The sequence below is a fragment of the Parabacteroides sp. 20_3 genome (genome assembly GCF_964238835.1).
In the GTDB taxonomy this organism is placed as follows: Bacteria; Bacteroidota; Bacteroidia; order Bacteroidales; family Tannerellaceae; genus Parabacteroides; species Parabacteroides distasonis.
This window is the reverse complement of the sequence record NZ_CAXSNO010000001.1, coordinates 619,710-641,566: the sequence shown is the minus strand read 5'-3', so window position 1 is coordinate 641,566 and position 21,857 is coordinate 619,710. Positions and strand designations below refer to the sequence as shown.

Here is a 21,857-nt window from a genome sequence, read left to right as displayed (position 1 = left end):
AGCTGTCCGTGTGGCGCAAAACATTTGTCCGTGTGGCGCAAGTTTTTGAAATATAGTATTTTAATTTTCTTTTTCTTTCTCCGCAAGTTTTCGATATTCGTTAGGAGACAGGCCATAGCTCTGTCGGAAAAGGCGGTAAAATACCGAGCGGGAAGCGAACCCGGAGTCATAGCAGATTTGATCGATCGAGAGGGCGGAGGGAGAGGAGAGCAGTTCGGCGGCATGCTTTAGGCGAAAATCATAAATATATTCGCGGACGGTCATATTCCCGCCGTAAGTACGTACGGCTTCCATCAAGTAGGTACGGTTGGTCCCCAAACATTGTGCCAGATCATCCCGGTTCAAGGTGGGATCGGTGTATAGTTTTTCTTTTTTCAATAACTCGTTCAAGTTTATGAATAAACGTAATTCCCGGGAAAGATCGTTCTCGGGTATTTGCTTAATGGTTTCCACCGCCTTATTCTCCTGCCGGATCTGTTCCTGTATACGTCTGTAAAGCACTTGGTTCTTTGCTTTTAGACATTGGGAATAAATGATATATCCCGCTAGCAAAAGGACAAGGAGCAAGCAACCGGTAAAGGCGGCGAACATCCAGTTCCTTGCGTATTGCCTCTCTTGGTTGAGCCGGTCTACCTCGTAAATAGTCCGTAGTTGATCCATCCGAGAGGCGATATCCAACCGGTTTACCGAGTCTTTCGCCTGTATATACGTATGATAGAGAGATATACAGGACCGGGGATCTCCGGAATGAGCCAGAAGTTCCGCTTTCTTCAACAAATCGTCCATATAGAAAGATAGGTCGCCCTCATGAGCAGCTAACAGGATATCCATATCCTTGATAGCCCCTTGGTAATCTCCTGTCATTTCCCGTAATTCTCGGCGGGCTTCGTAAAAATGCTCATAGGCGTTGGCCGGGATTTGGGGATGAATAAACCGGACTGCCTCATCCAACAATCGTCTCGCCTCTTTTATTTGCCCTTTCTTTAGGAAAGAGAAGGCTTGGAGAGAGCGGGAGGTGACAGGATAATGTCCGGTAGGATCCACTTTCCCATGCTCGTCCCTCCATTTGACAAGGGCGGCATAGCTGTCGGCGTAACGGGATATGCGTTCCGTGTCGTTCACCTTCAGGGCGGTCATGAAGAGCCATTCGTAAAGAACGGCCGAGATGTAGAGTACTTGGTTCTCGCCATTCTCGTAAGTGGGGCATATAGCGATCCCTTTTTCCAGCGAGGTGAGGGCTTGGTCGTATAAGCCGAGTTTATAATACATGCTGCCTTGTACCTGCAAGGCCATCGTCATGCCTACCGGTTGTTTAACCTGTTGCGCCGTCTCGAACATGGTTGTGGCTTCCTCACGGGCCTCGTCGAACCGTCTTTGCTTGAACAATCCGGATATATAAGTATTATAGGTGGAGAAGTAGAAACTGTATTGCTTGGCATCCAATATAAAAGGAAGGCTTTCCTGCGCCTCGATGATAGCCGAATCCACGGAGTAGAAATTAAAGAGGCATTGTATACGATTCAATCTTGATTGACAGATAGCCGGAGTATCGCACCGGTCGATAGCGTCGTTGAGCGTAGCGTCCCAGTCGGCGATATCGTTGGTGGACATGGCTATACGCATCAGTAGATCATGCTTTTCTTTACCCTCACAGGTGGCAGCCAATTGCCGTAAGGAATCTGTGGGGGGATGTCCTTGACCTTGTATCTCGTTATGAGACGAGATCAAGCAGATAAGCGATAATAGGAGTGCAAGAGGGCTTTTTCGCATCGAATCTTGTGATTAACTAACGTTAATAGAAGATGTAAATATACGAAGTCTTTTGTGATAATTAGGTGCAAATTGATGAATAGTTTACTCTATTGTGCCATCGAAGTAGCCTACAGAGTAAACGGATTAAAAAAATACAATAAAGCATTTGTTTGAAATAATTTATAACTTGCTTATAATTAGACGGATATAAATTATGATAGAGATTTGAGTAAAACACGTACATGTTTTCGAAAAAACATGTACGTGTTTCTTGAAAATTACGTACGTGTTTTTGGAAAGACACGACCGGGTAAAAAAACAGCCAAGTAAAATATACAATAAGCTACCTGTTTTCTCGTGTTCACTTCATGGTGACACACCCTCTTCTTGTTGAAGGTTGACTATGTCTCCAATGAAAATCTGTCCAATTTATTGAAATAAGTGGAGTTTTATGTACTTTTGAGGACTAAACAACGGATGATCGAGACAATGACATTTAAAGAAGTACTTCAAAGATTCCGTACCGAATCTTTTACCGAAAGAGAAAAAGGAGCGAAGTTTGAGAAACTGATAAAGAAATGGTTCCAAACGGACCCCCGCTATGCGGATAAACTACAGGAGGTTTGGCTTTGGGAGGAATTTCCGGGGAAAAAGGATTTCGGAGGGAAAGATCTAGGTATAGACTTGGTGGCGAAAACTGATTTGGGTGATTATTGGGCCATCCAGTGTAAATGCTATGATGAGAAGGCCATCATCAGCAAGGCGGTCGTAGACTCCTTTATATCCACCGCTCATCGTGCGTTTATAGATGATTTAACCTTGAAGACCACGTATTTCAGTAACCTGATCTGGGTTTCTACCACCTTGCGCTGGGGAGCGAATGCGGAAGAGACGTTGAAAGGTCAAGACATTCCGGTGACTCGTATCAATATGCATGAGTTGGAGGCTTCTCCGGTTGATTGGGATAAACTCTTGAAAGGGGATACGGGAAAAGCGGCTTTACGGGAAGGTAAACAGCCTCGCAAGCATCAGTTGGAAGCGATGAAAGCGGCTCATGAATATTTCAGGGTACATGACCGGGGAAAACTAATCATGGCTTGTGGAACGGGAAAAACGTACACCTCCTTGGAGATCATAGAGCAAGAGACCGGGGGCAAGGGACTGATTTTATTCATGGTCCCCAGTATCGCTCTTTTAGGACAATCGCTGAATGCTTGGATGACAGATACGAAGTACAGGATGAAGGCTGTTTGTATTTGCTCGGATTCCAAGGCTTCCAAAAGGAACGATTTCGATAATGACGAGACGAGTATCATCGATAACCCATTGCCCGCCACGACAAATATCAACTCGATAAAACGGCAATTATTAGGCTATAAGGATACGGACGGACTGGTTGTCGTATTCTCGACCTATCAAAGTATAGATGTCTTGGCCGAGGCGCAGCGAGCGCTATTGGAGGCTGATCCGTCTTATGGCATATTCGATTATATCGTTTGCGACGAGGCGCATCGGACAACCGGTTTTAAGCAAAAAGGTCGTGATGAGAGTCATTTTACTAAAATACATAACAATGACTTGATCCGAGGGAAAAAGCGTCTTTACATGACGGCTACTCCACGTTATTATAATGACAATGCCAAGGCGACGGCTAAAGACAAGGATTTAGTGTTGTGGAGCATGAATAACCCGGACTATTATGGCGAGGAGTTTTTCCGGATCGGATTCGGACGTGCCGTGCGTGAGGGACTGCTGACGGACTATAAGGTATTGGTGCTGACGATTAGCGAGGATGATATCCCGGATTCTATCCTAGAGGATGTCAAGGATAAACAACAAAAGGAAATAAAGATGGATGACGCCAGTAAGCTGATCGGTTGCATCAATGGCTTGTCCAAACGCATAAAAGGAGATAAGGGGGTTACGAAGGAGGCGGACCCGGTATTAATGCGGCGGGCCGTGGCGTTTTGCTCGACAATTAATCCGAGTGAGCGGGGGAGTGGTATCTCTTCCAAGGGGTTTGCCGCCGTGATGCCTACGATGGTGAGAAAATATAAGGAATCCTTGTCGGAGGAAGCACGGGAAGAGGTCGTGGATATCGAGGTTCAACATATCGACGGGGCGATGAATGCCGCTACACGGGAGGAGAAGATCGCTTGGCTGAAGGAGGAGACCGGCAATCCGAACGAGTGCCGTATTCTATCGAACGTGCGTTGCTTGTCCGAAGGGGTGGATGTGCCGGCTTTGGACGCTGTTCTTTTTGTAGCCGCCCGTAATAGCGAGGTGGATGTCGTGCAGAGCGTGGGGCGTGTGATGCGTACGTTCCACAAGGGGGCTACGGATGAGAAGAAATATGGTTATATCATTGTCCCGGTAGTCGTTCCGGCGGATGTGGAGCCGGAGAAGGCGATGGAGGATAACGAGCGTTTTTCCGTGGTCTGGAAAATCTTGAATGCCTTGCGTGCCCACGACGATGAGTTTAACGCTACGGTCAATAAGATACATTTGAATAAGGTGAAGCCTCCCAAGGTGGTTGTCGCCGGGATACCGCAAGGCTCGGGCCGGATGCACGGGAAGGATTGGATGCCCGATCCGCAGGATCAACAGACGGGGGCGACCGAGCTAAGTAATGAGGAAATCGCTCGCCAGTTGGAACTTCGTTTCGGTTCTTTGCAAGATGGGATCTACGCGAAGATGGTCGAGAAGGTCGGAGATCGCCTGTATTGGGAGAACTGGGCGAGGGAGATCGGTTTGATCGCCCAGAAATTTATAGAGCGCATCGCCCGTGTCGTGAAAGAGGGATTACACAAAGAGGCTTTCGTTGAATTCTTGAATGGCTTGCAAAAGAACTTGAACCCTTCCATTGACGAGGGACAAGCGGTGGAGATGCTGGCGCAGCATATGATTACACGTCCGGTATTCGATGCCTTGTTTAAGGACTATCAGTTTGTCAAGAATAATGCGGTCAGCCGTAGTATGCAACGTATGTTGGAGCTACTGGAGAGCGAGGCCATGGAAAAGGATACGGAGGTATTGAATAAATTCTATGAGAACGTGCGCATGAACGTGGGCGATATTGACAATCTGGAAGGAAAGCAGATGCTTATCAAAAATCTGTATGAGAAGTTCTTCAAGGGTGCTTTCCCGAAGACCGTGGATAAGCTGGGTATCGTTTATACACCCGTGGAATGCGTGGATTTTATTATTCATTCCGTTGACGATATCTTGCGCAAGGAATTTGATTGCAGCCTTTCGGATGAGAATGTACATATCTTAGATCCTTTCACGGGGACGGGTACTTTCATTACCCGTTTGTTACAAAGCGGTTTGATCCGTCCGGAAGATCTGGAACGTAAATATAAGAATGAGATTCATTGCAATGAGTTGGTCTTGCTCGCTTATTATATCGCTGATGTCAATATCGAGAGCGTCTTTCATAGTCTCGTAAAGCGAGATACTTATTTGCCGTTCGAGGGCATTTGCTTAACGGACACTTTCCATACAACCGAGAACGAGGAGAATGTCTTGGATCAGACTTGGTTTCCCGAGAATGCGGCGAATGTGGATAAGCAAAAGAAAGCTCCGGTACGGGTTATAATGGGTAATCCTCCGTACTCGGTCGGACAGAAATCGGCGAATGATAATGCGCAGAATTTGAGTTACGCTCATTTGGATAAACGGATTGCCGAGACGTATGCCAAAGCCGCTCAAGCGACTAATAAGAACTCTCTTTATGATAGTTATATTAAGGCGTTTCGTTGGGCGAGTGATCGTATTGCGGATTGCAAGGATGGGGGTGTGGTAGCTTTCATTAGTAATGGGGCTTGGATTGATGGAAATGCTCAAGAAGGATTTAGGAAATGTCTTGAGGATGAATATTCGAGTGTATATGTGTTTAATTTAAGGGGAAACCAACGTACGAGTGGTGAGTTGTCTCGTAAAGAAGGCGGTAAAATATTTGGTTCAGGTTCTCGTACGCCTATATCAATCACCTTCTTAATAAAGAACCCGAAAAAGAAAGGGAAAGCGACGATTTATTATCATGATATTGGTGATTATTTATCTCGTGAGCAGAAGCTTAAAAAGATAAGTGAGTTTGATTCCGTTGATTCTAGTAAATTACAATGGGAGATTGTTGCTCCGAATGAGAAAGGGGATTGGATTAATCAGAGAGGGGATGTGTTTGATTCTTTGATACTTTTGGGTGATAAGGATAATAAAGCTAATAAGCTAACTCTATTTAATGCTGTTTATGCAAGAGGCATAGGTTCTTCTCGCGATTCATGGGCTTATAACTATTCGAGACAAAAAATGCTTGAGTCAATGAGACGATCAAATGAGTTCTATAATGAGTAAAGATTAAAATATCAAGAATATAAAAGGTATAATCCGAATATTGATGTTGTGAGTTTTATTGACAATGACCCATTAAAAATAAGTTGGAGTAGAGCTTATAGACAAGATGTAGAAAAAAATAGAGAGCATTTTTATGATGTTAAATATGCCTCTATAGGGTTGTATCGTCCATTTTCAAAGCAAAATTTGTATTTTGATAAGACTGTTCTAAATGATGTAGGACCTATTTTTAATATGTTCCCGACTTCTATTCATCAGAATTTAGTGATTTGTGTTAGTGGTCTTGGGGGAACAAAAAATAATAGCACTCTTATTACAAATTGTATCCCAGATTTGAATTGTTTGGATGCAGGAACTCAATGCTTCCCTCTCTACTGGTACGAAGAAAACAAGAACAAGCAGCAAACCTTGTCCTTATTCGATACCGAATCAAACGATGATTACATCCGTCGAGACGGAATCACCGACTGGATACTGAAAGAAGTCCGTACCCGTTTCGGTAATGCCCGGAAGATCACGAAAGAAACCATCTTCTACTATGTGTATGGCTTGCTTCATTCCCCGAAATACCGGGAAGCCTTCGCGGCCGATCTGAAGAAATCCTTACCACGTATCCCGATCGTGGAAGATATAGACGCTTTCCTCGATTTCTCCTATGCGGGTAAGCAACTGGCTAATCTGCATCTGAATTATGAGGAAATACCTGCGTATGAGGGCGTGACTGTCATTGGCGACAGGCAAAAGGAGGAGGCCCCGGATGGTCGTATGATTGCCGGAACTACGGATCTATATGCGGTCAAGGTGGATTATAAATACTATGAGGTAGAGAAAATGCGATTCCCGAAAAAGGGGCAAAAGGATACGATTATCTACAACAGCTCGATTCGTATAGAGAACATACCCGATGAGGCGTATGAATACATCGTGAACGGTAAATCCGCTATCGAATGGATCATGGAGCGCTATCAAGTGAAAACCGATCCAAGTAGCTTGATCAAGAACGATCCGAATGACTGGAGCCGTGAGCATGATAACCCCCGTTATATCTTGGACTTGCTACTCTCCGTAATCAACGTGAGCGTACAAACCATGGAGATAGTCAAAAAGTTACCGGATTTAAAGTTGGAATAAGGAAATAGTAAAAGGGGCTTCTTGTGAGGAATTGATATTTATTATTTTATAATCTAGAGATACACCTAGGGATAAAGCTTGCATGCATATAAAGTCTTTATGTAAAGGAGCTAAAAAGGTGTGTTTATACGATAAAGTATTATGTATTTGGGGCGGACGATGAAGGAGTTGATCTATATTGTCAGACCTGTTTTAGGAAATCGGCTTGTAAAGTGTTAATCATTCCTTCGGAACCAATTTTAGGGTGATTTTTCAATGAACATATCCCCCTGTCTTTTTATTAATACGGATTTTTTTCCTTATATTCGCGTCACTTTTGAACACGTATCAAATAATTTCTAAATAAATCAATTAAGAAATGACAAAGAGTGCATTACAAATCGCAAGAGCAGCTTACCAACCGAAGGTACCCGCTGCGTTGAAAGGTGCAGTGAAAGCCGTTGACGGCGAGTATACTCAATCAGTAGCCGATCAGGAAGAAATCAAGAAATTGTTCCCGAACACTTACGGAATGCCGATCGTTACATTCGAGAAGAGTAACGAGGAGAAGGCTATGCCTGTCATGAACGTTGGTGTGATCCTTTCCGGTGGTCAGGCTCCCGGTGGTCACAACGTGATCGCTGGTTTGTTCGACGGTATCAAGGCTCACAACGCAGATTCTCGTCTGTATGGTTTCATCTTGGGCCCGGGCGGTTTGATCGATCATAAATATATGGAATTGACGGCTGATATTATCGACGAGTACCGTAACACGGGTGGCTTCGATATGATCGGTTCCGGTCGTACGAAATTAGAGACGAAAGAGCAATTCGATAAAGGTCTTCAGATCTTGAAGGAACTTGATATCAAGGCTTTGGTTATTATCGGTGGTGACGATTCTAACACGAACGCTTGCGTATTGGCCGAGTATTACAAGGCTATCGGCGCCGGCGTACAGGTAATCGGTTGCCCGAAGACGATCGACGGTGACTTGAAGAACGCCCAGATCGAGACCTCTTTCGGTTTCGACACGGCTTGTAAGGTTTACTCCGAGGTAATCGGTAACATCCAACGTGACTGTAACTCCGCTCAGAAATACTGGCACTTCATCAAATTGATGGGTCGCTCCGCTTCTCATATCGCTTTGGAGTGCGCTTTGCAGACTCAACCGAACGTTTGTATCATCTCCGAGGAGGTTGAGGAGAAGAATATGTCTTTGGACGATATCGTTACTTACGTGGCTGGTATCGTGGCTAAGCGTGCCGCTGAGGGTAACAACTTCGGTACGGTATTGATCCCTGAGGGCTTGATCGAGTTCGTTCCGGCTATGAAACGCTTGATTGCCGAGTTGAACGACTTCTTGGCTAAGCACGATGCTGAGTTCAAGATGATCAAGAAGAGCGAGCAACGTGCTTATATCATCAGCAAGTTGACGAAGGAGAACTCTGATCTGTACGCTTCTCTTCCGGAGGGCGTAGCTCGTCAGCTGTCTTTGGACCGTGACCCGCACGGAAACGTACAGGTTTCTTTGATCGAGACCGAGAAGTTATTGTCCGAGATGGTTGGCAAGAAATTGGCTGAGTGGAAGGCCGAGGGCAAGTACGTAGGCAAGTTCGCCGCACAACACCACTTCTTCGGTTACGAGGGTCGTTGCGCCGCTCCGTCTAACTACGATGCGGACTACTGCTACTCTTTGGGTTACACGGCATCTTGCTTGATCGCCGCCGGTAAGACAGGTTATATGTCTTCCGTACGTAACACGACCGCTCCCGCTGATCAATGGATCGCCGGTGGTATCCCTGTTACTATGATGATGAACATGGAGAAACGTCATGGCGAGATGAAGCCGGTTATCCAGAAGGCTTTGGTTAAGCTTGACGGCGCTCCTTTCAAGGCATTCGCCGCAAACCGTGACGAGTGGGCTTTGACTACTAGCTACGTATACCCGGGTCCGATCCAGTACTTCGGCCCGACGGAGGTTTGCGACCAGCCGACTAAGACTTTGCAGTTGGAGCAAGCTTAATACAGACTTATACATTATATAATATATAAGCTAGAGAGGATGTCATTTATTTGGCATCCTCTTTTTATTTACATACATTTGCCACGAGATCTTAAACCTAAAAATAAATCTTTATAACACATGGATTCCATGAACAAGAAAATCGCCTATCTATTGCTCCTTTTGATGCTGATACCTGTCGGCTCGTTCGCCAAGGAGAAACGTACGTTCGAGATCAAGGACGGTCATTTTTATGTAAACGGGAAGGTAACCCCGATCCTCTCGGGTGAGATGCATTATCCTCGTATCCCCCACCAATATTGGCGGCATCGCCTTCGGATGATGCGAGCGATGGGCTTGAATACGGTCGCTACCTATGTCTTCTGGAACCTGCACGAGACGGAACCGGGTAAATGGGATTTCGAGGGAGACAAGAATCTGGCCGAGTATATCCGGATAGCGGGAGAGGAGGGATTGATGGTGATCCTCCGTCCCGGCCCGTACGTATGCGCCGAGTGGGAGTTCGGCGGTTATCCGTGGTGGTTGCAGAATATACCGGGCATGGAGATCCGCCGGGATAACCCGGAGTTCTTGAAACGCACGAAGCTTTATATCGATAAGCTTTACGAGCAGGTCGGCGACTTGCAGGTGTCGAAAGGCGGCCCTATCATCATGGTGCAGGCCGAGAACGAGTTCGGCTCTTACGTGGCGCAACGTAAGGATATCCCCTTGGAGGAGCATCGCCGCTACAACGCCAAGATCAAGCGGCAATTGGCGGACGCCGGTTTCAACGTGCCTCTGTTCACCTCGGACGGAAGCTGGTTGTTCGAGGGCGGTTCCACCCCGGGAGCGTTGCCTACGGCGAACGGGGAGAGCAACGTGGAGAACTTGAAAAAGGTGGTGAACGAGTATCACGGGGGAGTAGGCCCGTATATGGTAGCCGAGTTTTATCCCGGTTGGCTGATGCACTGGGCGGAACCATTCCCCGATATAAGCGATTCCGGCATAGCGAGGCAGACGGAGACGTACCTCCAAAACGATGTCTCTTTCAATTTCTATATGGTTCATGGCGGTACGAATTTCGGCTTCACCAGTGGCGCCAATTACGACAAGAAGCATGATATCCAGCCGGACTTGACCAGCTACGACTACGACGCCCCGATCAGTGAGGCGGGTTGGGTGACCCCGAAGTTCGACTCGATCCGCAACGTGATCCGGAAATACGTCACCTATGACGTCCCCGAGGCTCCGGCCCCTATACCGCTGATCGAGATCCCGTCGATCTCCTTGACGAAGGTAGCCGATGTGTTGGCCTTGGCGAAAGAAGGGGAACCGGTAGCGTCTCCGACACCTCTCACGTTCGAGCAATTGAACCAAGGATACGGCTACGTCTTGTACTCAACCCATTTCAACCAACCCCTGAAAGGCCGTCTGGAGATACCGGGCTTGCGTGATTACGCTACGATCTACGTGGATGGCGAGCGTGTCGGCGAGTTAAACCGTTGTTTCAACCAATATGCGATGGAGATCGATATCCCGTTCAACGCTACCTTGGACATCTTGGTGGAGAACATGGGGCGTATCAATTATGGCGAGGAGATCGTCCGCAATACGAAGGGGATCATCAGCCCGGTCAAGATTAACGGCAGCGAGATATCGGACTGGAAGATGTACAAGCTCCCGATGGACCGGATGCCGGCTTTGGCCTCCGGCGAACCTTATGTCTATAAGAATGGCTCGCCCGAGGTAGCGGCGTTAGGGAATAAGCCGGTTCTCTACGAGGGAACCTTCCACCTGTCCGATACCGGCGATACGTTTATCGATATGGAGGATTGGGGAAAGGGCATTATTTTCATCAATGGTATCAATATCGGTCGCTATTGGTACGCCGGCCCTCAGCAAACGCTTTACATACCGGGCGTATGGCTGAACAAAGGAGAGAATAAAATCGTTATTTATGAGCAGCTGAATAATGACCGGAAGTCGAGCGTACGGACGGTCAAGACTCCTGTCTTGACAAAACTAAAGAAAATTACAGCCATGGAGAAAAAGAATCGTTTGATGGATAAAGCGGTAAGCCCGTTTAGCGTGGATGAGACGATGCGGCGGATCGAGGAGATTATCAAGTCTCAAGGAGGTTCCGTGTTCGCCGTGTTCGATCATGGGCGAAACGCTAGCGAGGTAGGGATGAAGCTGCCTCCGAATAAGGTGATCGTCTTCGGCTCACCGAAAGTCGGGACTTTATTGATGCAGCAAGATCCATCTATCTCTTTGGAGCTGCCGCTACGTATCTCCGTTTGGGAAGATGCGGACGGCAAGGTTTGGATCGGTTCCCCGAATCTGGAGACGATCGCCTCCGAATACGGGATGGAAAACAGCGGCGTCATCGAGAAGATGCAAGAGGCCGTAACGAATATCGTGAGTAAATCGATAGCCGGCAGCCGGTAAGGCTTATGGATCTAATGCGATAAGAGCTTAGGAGGATGTCGGTAAAACGGCGTCCTCTTTTGTTTTATATGGCCCAAGAGACTCGTTTACCGTGCTGTAGATTGATAATAAGGTTTAAAAGTCTTCGGAAAAATTAGGAATAGATTGTATTTTTTTATGCGGTTTTTAACATATTGTTGATTCTTGTGAAGGTGTCTTTTTGTTAACAAGAATAAGCCTTATTGGGTCTATAATAGCTATTTGTACGAACACATATCCGCAAGTTCAAGGGAATGTGAAAAAAATATGCATACTATTGTTGTTTATTAAGAATAATAATTTATATTTGTACCCGTATCCGAAGAGTGGATATAATTATTAATGTTAACCTATTTTTGTGTTATGATGAACAAACAGTTGGCTTTTGTTAAAAGCGGGCTGGGTTTGGCACTTTGTTTCCTTATGGTCGGTGCGGGTGTAACCCCTCCAATCCACGCGTCTAACGCGAATGTGTCCATCTCCCAACAAGCTAAGAAAGTTACCGGTACGGTAACTGACGCAAAGGGTGAACCCCTTTTGGGTGTAAATGTTGTAGTAAAAGGTACTACAAACGGTACGATTACCGACCTTGACGGTAAGTATTCCTTGGAAGTTGAGCCCAACTCCATTTTAGTCGTTTCCTACATTGGTTATGTATCTCAGCAAATTCCTGCTTCGGGAGAAGTGGTAAATGTGACATTGAAAGAAGATACGCAAAACCTTGATGAGGTCGTAGTAGTAGGTTACGGTACGCAGCAGAAGAAAGATATCACAGGCTCCGTGGCGGTAGTCGATACGAAAGACCTTTTGGCATCTTCCGGATCTTCCGCTACCCAGCAGTTGCAAGGTAAGGCTGCCGGTGTATATATCGGTCAGTCAGGTTCCCCCGGTTCCCAGTCTATGGTTCGTATTCGTGGTATCAATACGGTTAATGATAATGGTCCGTTGTACGTAATTGATGGCGTATCAACACGTAACCAAGATTTAAGCTCCTTGAACCCGAACGATATCGAGAGTATGCAGGTATTGAAGGATGCCTCCTCCGCCGCTATCTATGGTGCGCAGGCGGCCAATGGTGTTATCTTGATTACGACGAAGAAAGGTACCCGGTCTGGTCAACCTAAATTGACTTATGATGGATATGTCGGTGTTCAGAAAACAGGCAAGCGCTATGACGTTTTGAATTCTATGGATCGTGTGAACTTGGAATGGGACGCAAAGGCTAGTAACTATGCATTGTTAGGTTCCAATGAACTTCCTTCACACGTGCAATTCGGAACAGGTGAACGTCCTTCTATTCCTAATTATTTGACGCAAGCTGGTGCGGGTGGTCGTACGGATATTAATCCCGGCGATTATAATTACCCGGGTACGACTTATGCGCCGTTCTCTGACACAAATTGGTGGGATGAGGTAGACCGTGCGGCTATGATTCAAAATCATCAAGTTGGCTTATCTGGTGGTACTGAAAAGGGACAATATAATTTAAGTGCGAATTACTTCAAGCAAGATGGTACGGTTATTGATTCTTACTACCAGAGATATCAAGTACGTGCTAACACCTCTTTCAATGTTCGTGATTGGTTACGGGTAGGAGAGAATTTAACTTATGCGTTTACGAAAGATAATGGTTTGAACTCTAGCGGCGCTGAGAGTAATCCATATTCTTGGACTTATCGTGCTTCTCCTTATGTACCGGTATATGATATCGCAGGTAATTTTGCCGGTTCAAAATTCGCTGGAACGGGTAACTTCCAGAACCCGGTTGCCAATCAAAAGAGAAATAAGGATAATTACTATACACATAACCGCGTATTTGGTAACCTATGGGCAGAGGCCGATATTATCAAGGGATTAACTTTTAGAACGAATTTCGGTTTGGACTATACGAATGGTTATTATTATCGTATGGAAAAGAAGAACCCTGAGTTTTCTGAGTCAATGGGCCAAAACAATTTTGAAGAGCAATCTGATTTTAATTATCGTTGGGTTTGGACTAATACTTTGACTTACGACAAGACATTCAATGAGGTTCATAAATTGACTGTCTTGCTTGGTACCGAGGCTATTCGTGATGGTTTGGGACGTACGCTGAAAGGTCGTCGTTACAATTATTTGTACGAGGATAATACGAATACTTGGGAGTTGAATATGGGTGAGAATAACGCACAACGTATCGCAGAATCAAAATATAAAGGTGAATTTGCCTTGTTTGGTCTGTTTGGGCGTGTAGATTACGCTTATAATAATAAGTATCTGTTGACAGGTATTATCCGTCGTGATGGTGTCTCTCGTTTCTCGGAGAATAATCGTTACGGTGTATTCCCTTCTATCTCTGCTGGTTGGCGTATCTCTGAAGAGGCTTTTATGGAGAAAACAAAAGACTGGTTAGATGACTTGAAGCTTCGTTTTGGCTTTGGTGTTACCGGTAACTCAGAAGTGCCTCGTATTACGAACTTCGCCTACGAATATAGAACATTGCCAAAGAAAACAAACTATGACTTTACGGGTTCTAATACCTCTACCTCTTTAGGTTATCGTTTGGATAAATTTGGTAACGAGGATACGAAATGGGAGACCACCCAAATGTTTAATGTCGGTTTGGATGGAACATTCTTGAACGGCAAATTCGGTGCCGGATTGGAGTGGTACTATAAGAAAACGACAGATATGTTGATTGCGGCTCAATATTCCGCTTTGGCTGGTGAATCTTCAAAACCGTACATCAACTTTGGTGATATGAAGAATACGGGTGTTGACTTCAACTTCAACTATCGAGACAGTAAGGGCGATTGGTCATGGGATTTCTCTTTGAACCTATCTCATTATAAGAATGAGGTTGTTAAGATCTCTGAGGCTGATGATGCTTCAATGTGGGGAGCTGGTACACGTATCTCGGGTAATGTAACTCGTACGACAAAGGGACATGCTATCTCTGAGTTCTATGGATATAAGGTGAATGGATTCTATGAGAACGTAGATGAAGTACTTGCGTTACCTCCTTTGGGACAAGAAGTGAAAAGTGCGGAGGACGCTAAGGCTTGGGTCGGTAAGTTTAAATTCGCTGATACAGATGGAAATGGTAAGTTGGATGGAAATGACCGCACCTTTATCGGTTCTCCTCATCCTGACTTGATCGCCGGTTTGAACGCTACTGTAACGTGGAAAAACTGGGATTTGACGGCATTTTTCTACTCAACGATCGGAAATGATTTGTTCAACAATACGAAATACTTTACTGATTTCTGGTTATTCGAGGGTAATAAATCTTCTCGCATGAGAGATTTGTCTTGGAAACCGGGTGCTGACAATAGCAAAGCAGTCTTACCTGTTTTGGATTATCTTGATACCTATTCCGGAACAAACTCTAGCTCATACTATGTAGAAAATGCTTCTTTCGTGAAATTGAAGAATTTGGTTCTCGGTTATACATTTCCGAAGGAGTTGATGAAGAAGGCTACAATCTCTAATTTACGTATTTATGTGCAAGCGGAGAACTTATTCACCATTACAGGGTATGATGGTTTGGATCCCGAGTATACAAATGCGGAAATGAAAGATGTGGATGACAACGGTGTCGGTGCTGACTTGAAGAGAGGTATTGATATGGGCGGTTGGCCTTCAACAAGACGTTTCTTGTTTGGTGTAAACTTTGCGTTCTAAGGTGTGTATGTTTTAATTTAATTTAAAGAATCGTTATGAAAAGTAAATATATTTTGGCGATAGGCTGTCTTGCTGCGCTTTCATTTAGTTCTTGCGGCGATGACTTCTTGGGGAAAGAACCTCAGGGAGCATTGACACCGGACGCTCTAGCCAATCCAACGGGTGTGGAATTGTTAACTGTTAGTGCCTATGCAGGCTTGGCTGTTCCGGTGGATGGTTATGATCCTTATCAAGCATCTCCATTTAACTGGGTATGGGGTGGTATTTATGGTGGTGACGCCAATAAAGGTTCCGACCCGGGTGACCAATCCGTGGTGAATGAGATAGAGATGTATAATACTCTGTCTACTAATGGCTATATAGCGCAGAAGTGGGCGTGGGTTTATGTAATGGCTAAACGAGTGAACTTAGCTCTTCAAGCTTGGCAAGGCGCTGAAGGTATGCCGGGTATGAGCGATACCGATCGTAAAAGCCGCTATGGTGAGTTGAAGTTCTTGCGTGCATTGGCTTATTTTGAGGGAATTCGTGTGTTTGGTCCATTTATTCCTTGGGTTGATGAGACCTATACGGAGAATGATCCTAAAGTACATAATGATATTAATATTTATGATAATGTACTGAAGGATATTGACGATGCGATCGCTAATCTTCCGGAAACTCAGACTGAAGTTGGTCGTGCGAATGTTTGGGCTGCGAAAGCATTAAAAGGTAAAATCTTAATGCATAAAGGAGACATCGCTGCCGCGAAAACTGTTTTAGCTGATGTCGTGAATAATGGTACAACCAGTAGTGGGGCAGCTTATGGATTGGAGGACGATCTGGATAACAACTTCAATGCGCTGACTGAGAATGGTAAAGAGGCTATTTTCTCTGTTCAATATTCTGCTGCTGACGAAAACACTGGTGGTGCTCCTTTCTGTCTGAATTATCCGCATAACTCAGGTCCCGGTGGATGCTGTGGTTTCTATCAACCTTCTTTCGAATTAGTGAACTCTTTCCAAGTGGACGCGCAAGGTTTACCTTATTTGAATGGTGAATATAGAAATAAAGCGACTGTTTCAAGAAAAGGTACGGGAACAAATGAGCCATTTGTCGTAACAGATAATAGTATTGCGGTAGACCCTCGTTTGGATTTTGCTGTAGGTCGTTATGGAATCCCTTACAAAGATTGGGGTATGCCTAAGGATGACTGGGTTCGTAATCCTGTAAATGGTGGTATCTTTATGCCGAAGAAACACGTGTTTAGTAAGGCGGAAGAGGCCGCTGGCATGAAGAACTTATTTAATGGTTGGGCACCGGGTTCTGCTATGAATATGCAATATCTTAGTGTGCGTGACATTAAATTGTTGTACGCTGAAGCTTTAGCTGACGCTGGTCAATTATCTGAGGCGATGACACAAGTAAACGATGTTCGTAGACGTGCAGCTTTGGATGTGAATATTATTAAGTTAGAAAACGGTCAAGCGGCCGCAAACTATAAGGTCGCTGAATATCCTACATCTCATGCGGCTTTCACAAGCAAAGATGTTTGTATCAAAGCGATCCGTATGGAGCGTAAGCTTGAGTTGGCGATGGAAGGTGAGCGTTGGTTCGACTTGGTTCGTTGGGGTGGTGATGTAATGTCCTCAGAGTTGAGCGCTTATATCAATTACGAAAAGCAATATATTCCGAAATTTGCGGCAGCCTCTGTGCTTCCTGCGGCAAAGACTATGCTTCCTGTTCCTGATGACCAAGTATTGACCATGGGTAACGACGAGAACGGCAAACCTTATTTGGTTCAGCCGGATGCTTGGAAATAAAATATTTATTTCGAATTGAGAATAGGATACTTGATTTGCAAGTATCCTATTTCTTGCTTGAAGTAAGTTTGTAGTTGTATATGTATTTATTAATTTAAATTTTTAGAGCCATGAAGAAAGTTCTGTTTATTATGCTTGCATTATTATCAATGCAGTTTATGTATGCTCAGCAAACTAATATTGACGTGGACAAAGAAAATATAGAAGAGTCTATATTACAAGCTAATGCGGCAAATGGGATAGTTGCTACTATATCAGGCCCTATTAACGTAACACTAAATGGGGGTTATGCCCAAGAAGAGTATCATCTGGAATATAGCCCTTTAATACCGGGTGCTAGATTGGAATGGAGTATACGAGCACCGCAAGCTTATATAACACCTTGGACAAATCATTGTTCGGTTAGTTTTTATGCAGTTGGTGGCGCTCGTTTAGTATGCGATATTTATGATGGTAATACGTGGGTTGGCGCTGGGACAACTTATATAAATATAAGGTAATGGTATATTAAAATATCTGAAATTAAGAGGGACGATTAAGATTTCTGATAAAAACTTAATTGTCCCTTTATAATTTAAAAGGATGATTTTAGAACTTAAAGTTTTGTTGTTATAAGCCTTATTGATATGATTTTTTATCAATAGATTAATGAATTTTCCCAACCAAAGAAAGTGTATATATGAAAAGATTATATATGTACATAACAGGGTTACTAACACTCATGGGTTGTATCTCCGATTATGAGCCTGATATTGTGAACCAAATAGGTGGTTTGCTGGTAGTGGATGGTTTTATAACTAATGATACGACTCGGATACGATTGAGCCATAGCGTAAGGATGTTGGATGAGTTTGAGGAAGGGGAGTCGATAACGGATGCGAATGTTTTTGTTGAATCAGATAAAGGAGCTGTTTTTGAAACGTTGAACGTGAGTAAAGATGGAGTTTATACAATACCGATGGGAGAGTTAAATCCTGCGTATAAATATAGATTATCAATAAATTGGAATAATAAAGAATATAAATCGGAATATTTGAATCCTCTAGATACTCCGGTGATCGATAGTATATCTGTTGAAAGTTCAGCATCAGAAACTCCTGTATATATCTGCGTAACTACACATGATAACAAGGTAGAGCCAACTTATTATAAATGGACTTATCAGGAGATATGGGAATTCCATGTAGATCTATTTGCAAACGCTGGTTTTTTAGATGATAAATTCACTTTATTTCAGAAGCATACATCTAAAAATACTTATTATTGCTGGGGACGTGATAGTTCTAAGGCGATGTTATTGGAATCGACAAATAAACTGACTGTAAATCTTATCTATAAGAGAAAATTGATAGAGATCCCCCGTGATCATGATAAATTGACAATGCTTTATTATATAGACGTTAAGCAAAACCGTATACGTAAAGAAGCGTATGACTATTTTGTGAATTTACAAAGGAACATAGAACAGGCTGGGAGTATTTTCTCTCCAATTCCTTCGGAAAGAAGAGGTAATATATCTTGCGTATCAGATCCTAAAGAATGGGTGATAGGCTATGTGGATGTAACTAATACAACGATTATGAAACGCTTTATGCCGGAACTAAGAGATTTCTATGAAACTTCTTATGACTGTGCGAAAAATATCTTAACAGGAATAGCACCAGATGGTTATACCTATTACATTTATAGTGGATCACCAACCACTCCAAATATTTATGCTCCTTTTCGCTGTGTAGACTGTACCCATGATGGGCGAGGTACCAAGAATAAACCCTCTTGGTGGCCTACGGATCATTATTGATTATTGAGGTGGATATATGCTTGGGATTAGGTATAAAAGATATATATTCGATCAAAATTTACCGATGGCTTTTTAGAAGCGGGTTTATGGAAAATACCTATATTTGTAAAAACGTATAATTGAGAATCGGTATGAATAGTGATATATTGAGGGATAAGGCGGAATATCTGATGTCGCTTATCAGTCATTTTGCCGAGCGGAATGGGCTAAGTATACCACAGGTCTATCGTTATGTCAAACGATATGGTGGCATATGTTTGGTTGACGAGCATTATGACATTATGCATACGTTGAGATTCATCGATGCGTTGGAATCAATGACTATGTACATGAAACGCCAAGGAGGGGCTGTGGGATGATTAATTTATTTTTATTATGGCAGATGATATTTTGAATTTAGCCACATCGGAAGAACTATTGTATAATGATGTATGTGGCATTATAGATGGAGTACGTGTAAAGTAGCTACCTATTTGAATACTGAGATATGTATGACGAATTGGTATGTAGGCAAACGTATTAAGGAAGATATACTATACAATCAGCGTGCCGAATATGGTAAACAAGTCATCAAAAAATTGGCTACCCGGCTAACTGTAAAATATGGAAGCGGATGGGGATATGGTAAACTCAAACATTGTGTACGCAGTGCGTATCTTTTTTCAGAAGACGAGATTGGATACGCGGTGCGTAGCCAATTGACTTGGACTCATCTTCGTTCGCTTATGGGAGTAAAAGATGAGCTAGCTCGCTCGTTCTATGTGGAAATGTGCAGAATGGAGCATTGGGATACTCGCACACTTGATGAAAAAATAGATTGTCAACTTTATGAGCGTACAGCCATTAGCCGTAAACCCGAAGATATGATACGCAAAGAGCTGAACGAGATAAAGGAAAACAACCAGCTATTGCCCGACCTTATATTTCGCAGCAGTTACTTTCTTGATATGCTTGGGCTTCCTGATATATTCTCGGAGAAAGATCTCGAAATGGCAATTCTTTCCCAAATACAGCTTTTCATTAAGGAAATGGGGACAGATTTTGCTTTCCTTGACCGTCAAAAGCGGATTACCGTAGATGCGGTTGATTACTATATTGATTTGCTGTTCTTCCATCGTGGCTTAAAGCGTCTGATAGCGATCGATCTCAAATTGGGGAAGTTCAAGCCCGAATACGAAGGGCAAATGTTACTATATCTTCGCTATTTGAACAAGAACGAGCGAAAAGAAGGTGAAGAATCTCCAATCGGGTTAATTCTTTGTTCGGAAGGCAATACAGAGCATATCGAATATCTAATGCTTGACGAAGATAGTCCGATAAAGGTAGCGCAATATTACACAAAACTACCCGATAAGAAAGTGCTTTCCGAAAAATTGAGGCGAGCGATATCAATCGCAAGGGAGCATTATTCCGAATTACGACAAACGAAAGATATATGACACTATTTTACCGGGTACGTAACTCGTGCCCGGTAAAAGAACTTAATCTTTGATATTCCCATTTCCCCTAATAGCCCCAGTACTTCAAGAGGCACCCTGCGCACCCCGCTATAAGGAGGGTGTAGCCGGAGATACCCAGCCAGTCCGCCCCGGGGGGCGGTGGGGAGGAGGGGTGCCGTCGTGGCGGAAGAGCGTCAGCGAGGCGCCGATCGCCGCTAGCGTCACCTCCGTCTCCCGCATGAGGAGGGAGAGGAGGGCTAGCAGGAGAAGGAGCAGCGCCGGTAGCGTCTGTCGTTTCGGGAACAGGGGGATGCTGCGGGAAGATGACCCGGAGGAGCGCCGTGAGGCAACGGAGGATGAGTTCAAGGTATTTCATTTTAGTTGACAGTTGATGATAGGGACGGCATCTGCCCGCCCTTTTGATTAACGATTGATAGTTGCGAGCTGATTTTTCGGCAAAGCTGGACGATCAGCTTACGATAGGCTTCCCGGTTGTCGCCGTTCACCTCGCTGATGTAGGGGCTGTAGGCGATCTCCTTGGCGAAGGCCGTAGGATTGGCGCTCATGTCGGCCGCCCGGGGATAGGCCGAGCGAAGCAGGCGGCAGTAATCCATGAACGAGCACTTATCGTCCGGGTAGATCCGGAAACGTAGCGAGCGGGGCGACAGCTCCGTCCACCGGCCGGTCCACCATACGTTGGGCAGCCCGTAGGCCGTGATGCCGAAAAAGTTATGATACTCCCGGCAGAGCGTACTCTCGCCCCAACCCGTCTCGATGGCTGCCTGCGCCAAGATCACCACCGGATCGATCCGGAACGCCCGCCCGGCCTCCCCGGCCAGCGGAGCGTATTCACGTATAAAAACAGAAATCTCCATACCACTTAATTTTCAATTTTCAATTCTCAATTTTCAATTCCCTAAATCTCGTCCGGGCTCTCGGAATCGCTCCCGCCACCTCCCGGGGTCACCTCTCCGTTCGAGTACTCGGTGTACTCGCGGAGCTTGGCCGTCAGCTTAAGCGAGGCGCTGGAGAGATTGCCCGTGGCACGGGCACGGAGGCGTACGCCGATGATATTGCCTTGCGTGGAGAAATCCTCCGGCGTGACGGCCCCCTTCGAGCGGATACCCACGCTGAAGATGCCGAGGTCGTCTATCTTCACGTTCTTGCCGTCCATCAGCAGCTCCTTGATACAATTCACCATGTCCTTCAGCATGCCGTGGATGGCGCCGGTGGAGAAGGGGGTGTTGTGGGTGGACATGTGCTCGGCCAAGGCGGCGATGTCTACCGTCTCCTCGCATACGGCACGGGCGTACCACTTGTTGAAGGTTGTCACGTTCTTCTCGTTCTTGTTTTGATACTTCTTGTAGCGGATCATAATGTGTTGTTTTTTAATGTTGATACAAAGATACGGCAGGGCGTGGGGGCTTTGTCGCTTTGGGTGACTTAGGGTGATTTCGGGTGAATTATTT

The 21,857-nt window shown here is 44.8% G+C and carries 11 protein-coding genes and 1 pseudogene; 9 read left to right on the top strand and 3 right to left on the bottom strand.

The annotated features are described in order from the left end of the window. Positions 1-60 precede the first annotated feature (60 nt). On the bottom strand, positions 61-1,770 hold the full coding sequence (locus tag ACESPU_RS02725; RefSeq protein ID WP_121962350.1) for a helix-turn-helix domain-containing protein: 1,710 nt from the start codon (positions 1,768-1,770) through the stop codon (positions 61-63). Between the two features lie 471 nt (positions 1,771-2,241). Between ACESPU_RS02725 and ACESPU_RS02720 the strand changes: the two are divergent. From ACESPU_RS02720 to ACESPU_RS02680, 9 genes and pseudogenes are all read left to right on the top strand, one after another. Further along, positions 2,242-7,239, top strand: a pseudogene (locus tag ACESPU_RS02720) (DEAD/DEAH box helicase). A gap of 358 nt (positions 7,240-7,597) precedes the next feature. After that, complete coding sequence (locus ACESPU_RS02715; RefSeq protein WP_005855923.1) at positions 7,598-9,241, top strand: diphosphate--fructose-6-phosphate 1-phosphotransferase; 1,644 nt, start codon at positions 7,598-7,600, stop codon at positions 9,239-9,241. 120 nt (positions 9,242-9,361) lie between these two features. Then, positions 9,362-11,668 (top strand): beta-galactosidase, encoded by a 2,307-nt coding sequence (locus ACESPU_RS02710; RefSeq protein WP_158532798.1) that lies wholly within the window; start codon positions 9,362-9,364, stop codon positions 11,666-11,668. 381 nt (positions 11,669-12,049) lie between these two features. Beyond that, complete coding sequence (locus ACESPU_RS02705; RefSeq protein WP_057326660.1) at positions 12,050-15,349, top strand: TonB-dependent receptor; 3,300 nt, start codon at positions 12,050-12,052, stop codon at positions 15,347-15,349. Between the two features lie 35 nt (positions 15,350-15,384). Continuing rightward, positions 15,385-17,148, top strand: coding sequence for a RagB/SusD family nutrient uptake outer membrane protein (locus ACESPU_RS02700; RefSeq protein WP_005868052.1), 1,764 nt, complete (start codon positions 15,385-15,387; stop codon positions 17,146-17,148). A gap of 110 nt (positions 17,149-17,258) precedes the next feature. Further along, positions 17,259-17,648: a hypothetical protein gene (locus ACESPU_RS02695; RefSeq protein WP_057326637.1), complete on the top strand. Its 390-nt coding sequence runs from the start codon at positions 17,259-17,261 to the stop codon at positions 17,646-17,648. A gap of 179 nt (positions 17,649-17,827) precedes the next feature. Continuing rightward, a complete protein-coding gene (locus tag ACESPU_RS02690; protein ID WP_005868056.1) occupies positions 17,828-18,949 on the top strand; it encodes a DUF4249 domain-containing protein in 1,122 nt (373 codons plus the stop codon). A gap of 131 nt (positions 18,950-19,080) precedes the next feature. Continuing rightward, complete coding sequence (locus ACESPU_RS02685; RefSeq protein WP_005868058.1) at positions 19,081-19,308, top strand: DUF3791 domain-containing protein; 228 nt, start codon at positions 19,081-19,083, stop codon at positions 19,306-19,308. Between the two features lie 132 nt (positions 19,309-19,440). Then, the gene (locus ACESPU_RS02680; protein WP_229036774.1) at positions 19,441-20,388 is read left to right on the top strand and encodes a YhcG family protein; all 948 of its coding nucleotides are present in this window, start codon (positions 19,441-19,443) and stop codon (positions 20,386-20,388) included. A gap of 377 nt (positions 20,389-20,765) precedes the next feature. Here ACESPU_RS02680 and ACESPU_RS02675 read toward each other — a convergent pair whose 3' ends face one another. Continuing rightward, positions 20,766-21,263, bottom strand: a complete 498-nt coding sequence (locus ACESPU_RS02675) for a glucosaminidase domain-containing protein (protein ID WP_005868062.1) — start codon at positions 21,261-21,263, stop codon at positions 20,766-20,768. A 41-nt stretch (positions 21,264-21,304) separates the two neighbouring features. Beyond that, a complete protein-coding gene (locus tag ACESPU_RS02670) occupies positions 21,305-21,763 on the bottom strand; it encodes a DNA-binding protein (RefSeq protein ID WP_195283890.1) in 459 nt (152 codons plus the stop codon). Positions 21,764-21,857 lie beyond the last annotated feature (94 nt).